The 11778-nt window shown below is 64.8% G+C and carries 11 protein-coding genes; 7 read left to right on the forward strand and 4 right to left on the reverse strand.

The annotated features are described in order from the left end of the window. The first annotated feature begins 100 nt into the window (after window positions 1–100). The 6 genes from yrfG (at window position 101) to B3M58_RS05145 (ending at window position 6617) form a co-directional block, all read left to right on the forward strand. Window positions 101–763, forward strand: coding sequence for a GMP/IMP nucleotidase (gene yrfG, locus B3M58_RS05120; RefSeq protein ID WP_296217490.1), 663 nt, complete (start codon window positions 101–103; stop codon window positions 761–763). A 68-nt stretch (window positions 764–831) separates the two neighbouring features. Continuing rightward, on the forward strand, window positions 832–1716 hold the full coding sequence (locus tag B3M58_RS05125; RefSeq protein ID WP_296217491.1) for a LysR family transcriptional regulator: 885 nt from the start codon (window positions 832–834) through the stop codon (window positions 1714–1716). Window positions 1717–1969: 253 nt separating this feature from the next. After that, a complete protein-coding gene (gene fdhD, locus B3M58_RS05130) occupies window positions 1970–2818 on the forward strand; it encodes a formate dehydrogenase accessory sulfurtransferase FdhD (protein ID WP_296217492.1) in 849 nt (282 codons plus the stop codon). Next, window positions 2815–5136: an FdhF/YdeP family oxidoreductase gene (locus tag B3M58_RS05135; protein WP_296217493.1), complete on the forward strand. Its 2322-nt coding sequence runs from the start codon at window positions 2815–2817 to the stop codon at window positions 5134–5136. The genes fdhD and B3M58_RS05135 overlap by 4 nt, the downstream gene beginning before the upstream one ends. 379 nt (window positions 5137–5515) lie before the next feature. Further along, the gene (locus tag B3M58_RS05140) at window positions 5516–6010 is read left to right on the forward strand and encodes a YMGG-like glycine zipper-containing protein (RefSeq protein ID WP_296217494.1); all 495 of its coding nucleotides are present in this window, start codon (window positions 5516–5518) and stop codon (window positions 6008–6010) included. A 178-nt stretch (window positions 6011–6188) separates the two neighbouring features. Beyond that, the gene (locus B3M58_RS05145) at window positions 6189–6617 is read left to right on the forward strand and encodes a glycine zipper domain-containing protein (protein ID WP_296217495.1); all 429 of its coding nucleotides are present in this window, start codon (window positions 6189–6191) and stop codon (window positions 6615–6617) included. Window positions 6618–6903: 286 nt separating this feature from the next. Here B3M58_RS05145 and B3M58_RS05150 read toward each other — a convergent pair whose 3' ends face one another. Both B3M58_RS05150 and B3M58_RS05155 read right to left on the reverse strand, forming a co-directional pair. Next, a complete protein-coding gene (locus B3M58_RS05150) occupies window positions 6904–7704 on the reverse strand; it encodes a DUF4824 family protein (protein ID WP_296217496.1) in 801 nt (266 codons plus the stop codon). Further along, complete coding sequence (locus B3M58_RS05155; protein ID WP_296217497.1) at window positions 7701–8768, reverse strand: DUF2157 domain-containing protein; 1068 nt, start codon at window positions 8766–8768, stop codon at window positions 7701–7703. The genes B3M58_RS05150 and B3M58_RS05155 overlap by 4 nt, the downstream gene beginning before the upstream one ends. A gap of 196 nt (window positions 8769–8964) precedes the next feature. Here B3M58_RS05155 and B3M58_RS05160 point away from each other — a divergent pair, with 196 nt between their 5' ends. After that, window positions 8965–10020 carry a hypothetical protein gene (locus tag B3M58_RS05160; protein ID WP_296217498.1) on the forward strand — a complete coding sequence of 352 codons (1056 nt, stop codon included), beginning with the start codon at window positions 8965–8967 and terminating at the stop codon, window positions 10018–10020. Here the strand turns inward: B3M58_RS05160 and B3M58_RS05165 are convergent. Together B3M58_RS05165 and B3M58_RS05170 are read right to left on the reverse strand one after the other, a co-directional pair. Next, the gene (locus B3M58_RS05165; protein ID WP_296217499.1) at window positions 10017–10457 is read right to left on the reverse strand and encodes an acyl-CoA thioesterase; all 441 of its coding nucleotides are present in this window, start codon (window positions 10455–10457) and stop codon (window positions 10017–10019) included. The genes B3M58_RS05160 and B3M58_RS05165 overlap by 4 nt on opposite strands. A 102-nt stretch (window positions 10458–10559) precedes the next feature. After that, on the reverse strand, window positions 10560–11723 hold the full coding sequence (locus B3M58_RS05170; RefSeq protein ID WP_296217609.1) for an iron-containing alcohol dehydrogenase: 1164 nt from the start codon (window positions 11721–11723) through the stop codon (window positions 10560–10562). Between the last annotated feature and the right edge of the window lie 55 nt (window positions 11724–11778).

The raw sequence follows: 11778 nt of genomic DNA on the forward strand, positions 1-11778 counted from the left end.
TACCGTGCCTGTTCCGATTATCCCCGCTGGAGATTGCGCGATGACGACGGTTGCTAGCCGAATCGCGACAGCCTCCGCAACACCAGCCGAAGAATCTGCCATGCCATCGTTACCCTGGAGCGAGATCGACACCGTCCTGCTGGACATGGACGGCACCTTGCTCGACCTGCACTTCGACAACCACTTCTGGCTGGAACACCTGCCGCAGCGCTACGCCGAGCACCATGGCGTCAGCCGCGCCCTGGCCGACGCCGAACTGCTGCCGCTGTTTCGTGAACATGCCGGCCAGCTCAACTGGTACTGCACGGATTTCTGGAGCCGCGAGCTGAACCTGTCGATCCGCGACCTCAAGCGCGAAGTGGCCGAACTGATCGCCCTGCGCCCGGACGCCGACACCTTCCTCGCCGCCCTGCGCGTCGCCGGTAAACGCGTGGCGCTGATCACCAATGCGCACCGCGATTCGCTGTCGCTGAAACTCGAACGCATCGAGCTGGCGCCCTACTTCGACCGCCTGATCAGCTCCCACGATTACGGCTTCGCCAAGGAAGACCAGCAGTTCTGGCATGCCCTGCAACAGGACTTCGGCTTCGATCCGGCGCGCAGCCTGTTTATCGACGACAGCCTGCCGATCCTGCGCAGCGCCGGCACCTTCGGTGTCGGCCATTTGCTCGCGGTGCGCCAGCCGGACAGCCGCCAAGGCCCGAAGGACACCGAGGAGTTCGCCGCGCTGGAGGATTACCGCGCACTGCTGCAGGGTTTATAAACCCAGCCAGCGCACCCGTTTGCAGACACGACTCGCGGCGCAGCCGCTTCCACACCACGCAGGTGAGCATGGACATCAAACAGCTGAAGTTCCTCATCGCCCTGGACGAGACCCGGCATTTCGGCCAAGCCGCCGCGCGCTGCCACATCACCCAGCCGACCCTGTCGATGCGCCTGCGCAACCTCGAAGAAGAACTCGGCCTGCAACTGGTACGCCGCGGCCAGCGCTTCGAGGGTTTCAGCGAGGAAGGCGAACGGATTCTGACCTGGGCGCGCAGCGTGATGGCCGCGCATGATGGCCTGTATGCCGAAGCCGCCGCCTGCCGTGGGCAACTGGTCGGCACCCTGCGCCTGGGCGTGGTGCCGCTGGCCGGCTTCGACCCGATGCGCCTGGTGCAACTGTTCGCCGACGAGCACCCGAACCTGCGTTTCCAGCTGTTCGCCCTGAGCAGCGAACAGATTCTCGAACGCCTCGGGCGCAACCAGCTCGACCTCGGCCTGTCCTACCTCGATCGCCTCGACCGCGAACACTTCGACAGCCTGGAGTTGGCCGAAACCCGCATGGGCCTGCTGTATGACCGCCGGCATTTCCAGTTCACCAGCCGCGAGCTGCGCTGGGAAAGCCTGATCGAACTGCCGCTCGGCCTGCTCTCGGCCGGCATGCATTTTCGCCAATCGATCGACCACAGCTTCCGCTCGCGCGGGCTGACACCGACGCCGCGCCTGGAAACCGATGCCGTGCACCAGTTGCTACAAGCGGTCAGCGCCGGGCTGTGCTGCGCGATCATGCCGCTCAACAGCGGCCTCGCCGACTTCACCGAACACCTGGCGCTGACACCCATCGAAGACGCCCACACCCTCGCCCCGCTGGGCCTGATCATGCGCCGCAGCGCCCCGCGTTCGGCGTTGGCCGACGCCTGCTTCGCCGAAGCCAGAAGCCTGCTCAAGGGCTAACAGGCCGTTTTTAACGCAGTATTGCCAACGCAGGTAGTTTTTCAACGGTCGGCTAAGCGCCAATCCATCACACCCACGGTGGACCAGGCTTCGCCATGTCCGCCCTACGCCGCCGATACCGAGACCAGCGCACGCACTAGCGGCGCTGCACGACCGATAGATGCACTCGATCACTACATCGGTAATAGCGATTAGACGCACCCGCCGCAGCGGCCTAGGCTCATGAGTCAATCCGTCGCAGGGAAGTCTGCCCATGCCACGCCCCGCCCTCAGCGTCACCCCGGCCCCGGCCCACACCGCAGCGTCGGCGCCCAGCGGTTACGCCTATGCCGAACTCGATGCCACGGCCCAGGTGGCCGATGCCGTGCTGGCCGAGGAATGCGCCCTGGCGATCAGCTACAACGGCCTCAGCCATGCGGTGATGATGGTTTCGCCCTCGGCGGTGGAGGATTTCATCGCCGGCTTCAGCCTGAGCAGTGGCCTGATCAACACCATCGACGAAATTTATGACATCCGCCTGAAGCGCCTCGGCGCCGCCCTGAATGCCGAAGTGGACATCAGCAACCGCGCGTTCTGGGCGCTCAAGCAGCAGCGCCGGCAACTGGCCGGCACCAGCGGCTGCGGCCTGTGCGGCGTCGAGGCACTGGAGCAGGCCCTGCCGCAACTCACTGTGCTGCCGCCCAGCCCGCTGCCCGCCGCCGAGCACCTGCGCGGGCTGCGTGAACGCATCAATGGCGCCCAGCGCCTGGCGCGCCAAAGCGGCGCCCTGCATGCCGCGCTGTTCGTCGATGGCCAGGGCGACATCGACCTGTGCCGCGAAGACATCGGCCGGCACAACGCCCTGGACAAGTTGATCGGCGCCCTGCACCGCGACGGCCACAGCCCGCGCGCGGGCTTCGTGGTGGTCACCAGTCGCTGCAGCCTGGAGCTGATCCACAAGGCGGTACGCGCCGGCATCGCCACCCTGGTCAGCCTCTCGGCGCCCACCGCGCTGACCGTGCAATGGGCGCGGCAGCACCAGCTCAACCTGATCCATTTGCCCCATCACAGCGCGCCGCGGGTCTACAGCCCGGCGCCGCCTGCAAGAGCACCACAACCATGAGCCTGCAACCCATCAATCCCCGCTACAAACCCTACACAGGCGCCGCCGCCGGCTGGGGCGCCCTGCGCAGCGTGACGCACTTCTGGCTGGACAGTAAGCAGCCCTTCAAGAACCTGCGGGCGCTGCTCAAGACCAACCAGAACGGCGGCTTCGACTGCCCCGGTTGCGCCTGGGGCGATTCGCCGGAAGACGGTCACATCAAGTTCTGCGAGAACGGCGCCAAGGCGGTCAACTGGGAAGCCACCAAGCGCCGCGTGGACGCCGCTTTCTTCGCCCGCTACAGCGTCAGCCAACTGCGCGAGCAGAGCGATTACTGGCTCGAATACCAGGGCCGGCTGACCGAGCCGCTGCGCTATGACGCCGCATCCGACCGCTACCTGCCAGTGACCTGGGACGCCGCCTTCGCCCTCGTCGCCCAGCACCTGAACGCCCTGGAGAGCCCCAACCAGGCCGAGTTCTACACCTCCGGCCGGGCCAGCAACGAAGCGGCCTATCTCTACCAGCTGTTCGTGCGCGCCTTCGGCACCAACAACTTTCCCGACTGCTCGAACATGTGCCACGAGGCCAGCGGCGTGGCCTTGGGACAAAGCGTGGGGATCGGTAAAGGCAGCGTGACCTTCGCCGACTTCGAGCACGCCGACGCGATTTTCGTGCTCGGCCAGAACCCCGGCACCAACCACCCGCGCATGCTCGAACCGCTGCGCGAAGCGGTGAAACGCGGCGCCCAGGTGGTCTGCTTCAATCCGCTGAAAGAGCGCGGCCTGGAACGCTTCCAGCATCCGCAACACGCCCTGGAAATGCTCACCAACGGCTCCGAGCCGCTGAACACCGCGTTCTTCCGCCCGGCCCTGGGCGGCGACATGGCGGCGCTACGCGGCATCGCCAAGTTTCTCTTGCAGTGGCAGCGCGATGCCATTGCCCAGGGCGAGCCGGCGGTGTTCGATCAGGCCTTTATCGCCGAACACACCGACGGTATCGATGCCTACCTGGCAACCCTGGACGCCAGCTCCTGGGACTCGCTGGTGGCGCAATCCGGCCTGAGCCTCGACGAAATCGAGCAGGCCGCACACATGTACCGCCGCGCCGAACGGGTGATCATCTGCTGGGCCATGGGCATCACCCAGCACCACCACTCGGTGGCGACCATTCAGGAAATCGTCAACCTGCAACTGCTGCGCGGCAACCTCGGCCGCCCCGGCGCCGGCCTGTGTCCGGTGCGCGGCCACAGCAACGTGCAGGGCGACCGCACCATGGGCATCAATGATCGCCCAGCGGCGGCCTTCCTCGATGCGCTGGAAAAGCGCTTGCAGTTCCAGGTGCCGCGCGCCAACGGCCACAACACCGTCGAGGCGATCAACGCCATGCTCGATGGTCAAGCCAAGGTGTTTATCGGCCTGGGCGGCAACTTCGCCCAAGCCACCCCCGACAGCCCGCGCACCCACCAGGCGCTGCGCAACTGCGCACTGAACGTGCAGATCAGCACCAAGCTCAACCGCAGCCACCTGACCATCGGCGGCGATGCGCTGATCCTGCCGTGTCTCGGGCGTACCGACATCGATCACCAGGCCAGCGGCGCGCAGGCGGTGACCGTGGAAGACTCGTTCAGCATGATCCACGCCTCCTACGGCCAGCTCGAACCGCTGTCGCCGCAGATGCGCTCGGAGCCGGCCATCGTTGCCGGCATCGCCAAGGCCACCCTGGGCAACCACCCGGTGGACTGGGACGCGCTGATTGCCGACTACGACCGCATCCGCGAGCTGATCGCCGACACCATCCCCGGTTTCAGCGATTTCAACCGGCGCGTGCAACATCCGGGCGGCTTCTACCTGGGCAACTCGGCCGGGGCGCGGCGCTGGAACACCACCACTGGCAAGGCCAACTTCAGGGCCAACGCGCTGCTCGACGACCTGTTGCCCGCGCAAGTGCGCAACAGCGGACAAACGCCGGACCTGATCCTGCAAACCCTGCGCTCGCATGATCAGTACAACACCACCATCTATGGCCTCGACGACCGCTACCGTGGGGTCAAAGGGCAACGCGACGTGTTGTTCGCCAATGAAGCCGACATCATCCGCCTGGGTTACAAACCGGGGCAGAAGGTCGACCTGACCTCGCTGTGGGATGACGGCGTGGAGCGCAAGGTGCGGGGGTTCACCCTGCTGGCTTTTGACATTCCCGCCGGCCAGGCCGCAGCCTATTACCCGGAAGCCAACCCGCTGGTGCCGCTGGAAAGCTTCGGCGAGCGCAGCTTCACGCCCACCTCGAAATTCATCGCGATTCGCCTGCACGCGGCGCACGATACGCAACGGATTGTGTGATGGACAGCGGCGCTGTGGCCGTTGGCCCAGCGCCTCATGGGCGCGGCTTTAACCGCGAAACAGCGACAGCCTGGGCAGATCCAGGCGCCGTGCACTGGCTGGGTAGGAGGGGCCTTGGCCGCGAGCGCTTGGGGCGGCCTGGATGCGGCCGTGCTGCGCACGTTCTGAACAGCGCGCGATTGGAATATGGCCATCAAAACGCCGCAAACCACGCCTGACCAAGTACCACAGACAACGCCGCAGGCCCCGTAGTTCGGTGCTTGCGGCGATTTTTTCGCACTTCGTGAAAAAAACCGCAAGACCGACAAACGGCGCTTGCCGCCCGCCTCGCGCGACCTCAGGATCGGCGCCGTCACAGTTCCCTGAGGTTGTCTTGACCATGAAATTATCCTCGATACTCCTGCTATCCCTGAGCCTGGCCAGTGCTGCTGCGCTCGCTGGCAATACCGAAGCCGGTGTTGGCGGCGCCCTGGGCGGGGTGTTGGGCGCGGTCGTCGGCCAACAGGTCGGCGGCACCACGGGTGCCGCGATTGGCGCCGGTGTCGGCGGCGCGGCCGGTAGCGCGGTCGGCGCCGATCGGCGCAGCCGTACCGAAGCCGCCATCGGTGGCGCCCTGGGCGCGGCCGGCGGCAACGTGGTGGGCCAACGTGTCGGCGGCAACAGCGGCGGCCTGATCGGCGCGGCGGTCGGCGGCGGTGCCGGTGGCGCGCTGGGTAACTACTACGGCAACGAGAGCCGTTACGACGACGATGATCGCCGTTATTACCGCGACGACCGCCGTTACCGCGACGGCCACCGCCATGGTCATGGCCATAAGCACGGCCATTACAAACGCCACAAACACCACGGCCGCTACCGCGATCACGACGATTGAGCCTGCGGTATTTCGGTCAAGCGCGCTGCTTGACCGAAATGCAGCACCTTCCAGCCGACTAGCGGCGGGAATTTTCGGACAAATCCCTATCTAATCATTACGAAGCAGCGTGCAGCACTTGCCCGCTACTGATCCGCCCATAGACTGGGCGCCTTATTACCTTGAGAAGGTCTGCCGTATGCGCACACTCCTTTCCGCGTTGACACTCAGCGCCCTGATCGTCCCGCTCGCATTTGCCGGCGACACCGGTAAAGTCGCCATCGGCAGCGGCCTCGGTGGCGCGCTCGGCAATATCGTCGGCCAGCAGGTCGGCGGCAGCACTGGCGCGGCAATCGGTGCCGGTGTCGGTGGCGCTGCCGGCGGGGTGATCACCGCCCGCGATGGCAACAAAACCGAAGCCGCACTGGGTGGTGGCTTAGGCGCCGCCGGCGGCTCCGTACTCGGCGGCAAAGTGGGCGGCAGCACCGGCTCGACCATCGGTGCCGGCCTCGGCGGTGCAGCCGGCGGCGCCCTCGGCAACGAATTCGCCAACGACGACCGTGACCACGATGACGGCCACCGGCATGGCAAAAAACACAAGAAGCACAAAAAGCATCGCCACCACTGAGTGACGTCGCTGCAACGAACAAGCCCGCGTGATGCGGGCTTTTTCATGACTATGTACCCGTTTTCTGTAGGCTGGATTGGTGGCGCCGAGGCGGGCTGGCAAAGCAACTGCGCACGTAACCCAGCAAACGTTAATCGGCCTAGCCCCTCTGGTGGGTTACGCCGCAACTGACGATGCAGCAACCGAGCGTCCATGGTCATGCGCCTAACCCACTCTACGCCTTACCGCGTTCCAGGCATTGCCTAGCCGGCGGCACGGTTCAACACATCCTTTTTCATGCCCGGCGTTAGCGTGTGGCACCGATCATCCAGGGTTCGTGACGCTGACCGAATGCCACCTGCGCCTGCACGCGCAAGCGGCCCTCACGGTAGCCAACGCCCTGCTGCCAGCCGGCGAATGCCGCGCGCAAGGCCGGCGGCACGCTGATGCGTGAAATCTCCGCCTGGATGCTCGCGGTGTAGTGCGGCCCCGTGTTGCCGCTGCGGTGATACGGCTTCAAGCGCCCGGCCAGCAACACATGGCGCTGCCGATCCGGATACTGCGCGCGCAACGCCTCGGCATCGAGCCCCGCATCGATCAGGAACAAGCGGCTGGCGTAACGCTCTTCCTGTTCCTGTTGTTCGCGCAGGGCATCACGCTGGCGTTGCAGCTCCTGATCGTCCGGGCGCGCTTGCACGCGCTCCTGCGCCTCGGCCAGCGCGTGCTGCGCGCGCTGCACCTGGCGCCGGTAGGCCGGACCATCGAGTTCCAATACCAACCAGACGGGGCGCGCCAGCTGGCGACTGAAACGCTCCGCGCCATCGGCCGGCACCCGGAAACCCAAGGCGCGCAGCTTGCTCTCATGCAACCAGTCGAGCTGACCCGTCTCATTCGCCTGACGCCACATCAGCTCCAGGCGCAACCCACTGTTGTCCTCGCGGTGCAGCCAATCGCCATACGGCAGGTACAGCTCGCGCTCACTCAGCGTAAGAAGGCTCTGCGGCGTACCGCTGCGGTTGTAGTAAACCCCGACCAGGGCCACAGCATTGCTCAACACGATCAGCGTCAACGCCAACCCGAGCCAAGCCCGTGTGCTCAGCGTCTTCATTGCTCACCTCCCAGGCCGCGCTTGCGCCAGCGTTGCAGCAGCACCAGAAGCACCACCGAGAGCGCACCGAGCAACAGGAAGAACAGGTATTTGGGCAGCAGCTCCCACCACCAGTCGAACAGCCTGGCGTAGAGGAAAATCACCGCGAACACCAGGCCGAGATTGACCACTTCCGGCCAGCCGCGGCGAATCCCCAGCCAGATGGCCAGCCCGGCCAGCCCGAAGCTGAGCACCCGGTAGAGCGATTCGATCAGTGCGCTCGACCACGGCAAGTAACTCGCCTCGCCCCAATAGGACAGCAGCAATACCGGCACGAACAGGGCCAGCAACGCCATGCTGCGGTACAGGCTGGCAAACCCGCTGTAGCGCGACTGATCGCTCAGCAACGGCATGCCGAACAGCAGCAACGCCACCGGCAGGAAATTCTCCGGCCGCTCGCCCAGGCTCAACCAGTAGAAGCCGCCCCAGGCATTCACCCGCGCGGCGACGAACAGCCCCAGACACAGGATGCCGACCCCCAGCAACAGACGCTGGTTGCACTGGTAGGCCAGCAAAAAAGCCAACGCGCCCCAGGGCAGCAGGGCCTTGTCCGAAGGGGTGATGTTGAAAATCTGCCCGAGCATCGCCAGGTTCAGCACGAAGCACACGAAGCTCAGCAGCGCCGCCAGTTTGACGTAGTAGCCCGAAGAGTCGCGCGCCCGCACCCAGAACGTCAGCAGCACACTGCCCAGGGCACTGCCGAGCAGGATCGCCACCTGCGCTACCTCGCCGAACAGCCCCCAGAACTGGTAGAACAAAAAGAACAGCCCGGTCGCCAACGCCAGGGCGCCGAACAACGAAGCAATCCGCATACCCAGCGACAACTGACGCGAGCGCGCATCGGCGTCGATATCCAGGCTGCTGGCGTAATGGTTGAGCAGGCGCTGGTGATAATGGCTGATCGCGCTGCGCTGCTCCGGCGCCAGGCTGACCACCTGCTCGGCCTGCAACTGCGCCAGCTCCTGCTGGAAGGCACGTATCCGGTCGGCGCGCTGCTGCGCCTGCTCACGGGTTGGATTGGACATACAGACCGGGCTCTCCTTGGCTCGCAACGGCGCGATGCTGACAGAGTAGCGCCAGCGCAACCCACCTGAGGCAAAACACCCAACGACAAACGCCCAGATCAAGAACGCGCCACCCGCTTGCGCGACGCAAAACCTTGGACTTATCTACAGCGCATGGCGACTAGCCATTACCCACCACGCTCGACAGGGAGTCACCATGCGCAAGCTCGTCGCCATATCCGTCGCCGTCTCTGCGTTATCGCTCAACGGCTGCACACTCTTCGGCTATTACCAGGAGCTGGAAGCCGAAACGCGCATCGTGACCCGAACCCCTATGACGGAAACGCTCACGCTGACCGAGAAAGCCGGCAGCTCGAGCACCGAAAAAGAAGTCTTGAAGCACTTCACCGCCGTGTGCCCCGAGGCCAGCCCAGACGCCCTGAAAACCTTTGCCGCCAGCGCCGCCGCCAAGCATGAGGCCGTCGAAATAGCCGCCGCCTTCCAAGAGTCGGGAGCGAACATAGGCCTGCGCACCCACAGCATCCAATTGCTCCGGGATCAGCTCTATAGCATCTGCCAGGCCTATGCCAACCGTGGCATCTCCAAATCCGCCTACCAGATGATGCTGACCCGCAACCAACGCAATACCGTGGCGCTGATGGCCATCGAACAACTGACCGGCGTGGTGCGCAGCCCCAATGTCACGCTCAGCAGCCAAAGCAGCGCCGAAGTGGCGGCCGACCTCGGCAAAACCGCCGAGGTCATCGCCGAGCAAAAGGCAAAATTCAACGCCCTGAGCGAGACCGAACAAAAGGCGCCTAACGGCGTGAGCCTGAAGAACACCATCGAGAGCCTGGAGAAAGGCCTGCAGACGCGCAGACAGGCTTTCGCCGAGAACAAAACCACCGTCGAAAGCGCAACCCCTGCCAGCACCTTTACGCCGAATGACCAGACCATACAAACCGTCACTCAGGCCGTGAAAGAGGTCGCTCTTAATATCCTGAACGCTGACGACAAGACCTATATCTGCCTGGATATCCTCAATAGCAAACTGGCGGGAGAGCCAAACATCAAGGCCGCCTGCTTGGCACAACTAGAAAACGTCATAAACAACGATACCGCTGTGCAAATCGCACCCATGACGCTGGAAGAACAGCTCGCCGCACTGAGCAGAACCATCCACCTGTCTCATACCCAGGCGCAAAAGGCGCAGACTCAGGAAAAACAGGCCAGAGAAGCGGCGCAAACCACCGCACCTAAGCCCACGAACTAATCGGCGCCGTGCGCCAGATTCGCCATGGCCGCGCGCAACCGCTCCGGGATCGGCAGCGGCCGATTGGTTTGTCTATCGACGAACACATGGACGAAACGCCCGGCCGCGCAGGCCTCCTCTTCACCGGCCTTGAACACCGCCAGTTCATATTGCACCGAGCTGTTGCCCAGTTTGCCGACGCGCAGGCCAATCTCGATGGCATCGGGGAAGGCGATGGAGGCGAAGTAATCGCAGCTGGAACTGACCACGAAACCGACCACCCCGCCGTTGTGGATATCCAGACCGCCGACCTCGATCAGGTAGGCATTCACCGCGCTGTCGAAGTAGCTGTAATAGGTGACGTTATTTACATGGCCGTATACATCGTTGTCGTGCCAGCGCGTGGTGATCGGCTGAAAGTGCCGGTAGTCGCGGCGCAGGTGTTGAGGGGGGGTCATCGGGAGTCCTTAGAGTGGGCGGCAGAGCAGAAGCGTCGCGGCTAAAGCCCCTCCCACGGGGCATAGCGCGCCTGTGGGAGGGGCTTTAGCCGCGAAATGGCCTCAATAGGCCACCTGATAAATCGCCAGAGCATGTTCCTCGGTCATTTCCCGTGGGTTATTGACCAGCAGGCGCTGTTGCAGCATGGCGTCGGCGGCCAGTTGTTGCAGCATGGCCTGCGGCACGCCGGCATCGCGCAGACGCGTCGGCAGGCCGCTGCGTTCGCTGAAATCGGCCAGGGCGAGGATGAACTGCTCGGTCTGGTCCATGGCGCTGCCAGCGCGCAACGAGTCGCCGAGCACCAATGGCGCCAGTTCGGCGTACAGCGGCGCTGCCACACTGGCGTTGAAGCCGAGCACGTGCGGCAGCACCAGGGCATTGGAAAGGCCATGCGGAATATGGAAATGCCCGCCCAGCGGATAGGCCAGCGCATGCACCGCCGCCACTGGCGCGTTGGCGAAGGCCTGGCCGGCCAGACAAGCGCCGAGCAGCATGGCCTGGCGTGCTTCGCGGTTGCCGCCGTTGTGCACCGCCTCGTCGAGGTTGGCGGCCAGCAGGCGTAGCGCCTCGCGGGCGAGCAGATCGGACAGTGGGTTCTTCTTCAGCGCGCTGGTGTAGGCCTCGATGGCGTGCACCATGGCATCGATCCCCGTGGCGGCGGTCACCGCCGGCGGCAGGCCGAGGGTTAGGTCAGCGTCGAGCAGCGCCAGGTCCGGCAGCAACAGCGGCGACACCACCCCCAGCTTGGTGGTGGCGCCGGTGGTGACAATCGCCACCGGGGTGACTTCCGAACCGGTGCCGGCGGTGGTCGGCACCTGAATCAACGGCAGGCGCTGGCCCTTGGCGTTGCCGACGCCGTAGAGGTCTTGCAGCGTCTGTTGGCAGTCTGGATGCGCCAGCAGGGCCACCAGTTTGGCCACGTCCATCGAGCTGCCGCCACCGAAGCCGACGATCAGCTCGGCCTTGAGTGCCTTAGCCTGCGCCACGGCGTTGAGCACGATGGCTTCCGGCGGATCGGCGAGCACCTGGTCGTAGACCTGCACGGTCATGCCGGCGCTGATAAAACCGGGCAGCACCTCGGCGAGCAAGCCGAGCTTGGTGATGCCAGGGTCGGTGACGATCAGCACCCGCTGCGCGCCGCGCTCACGGCACAGCTCGGCCAGACGTCGGGACGCGCCGGTCTCGCAGAGAATCTGCGCGGTGGTGGCAAAACTAAAGGGCAGCATGGGCGCTTCCTCTTGTTGTTGTGTGATGTACGTGTAGAAGCCAGCTTGCTGGCGA

The organism is Pseudomonas sp. UBA2684 (assembly GCA_002354655.1).
GTDB lineage: Bacteria > Pseudomonadota > Gammaproteobacteria > Pseudomonadales > Pseudomonadaceae > Aquipseudomonas.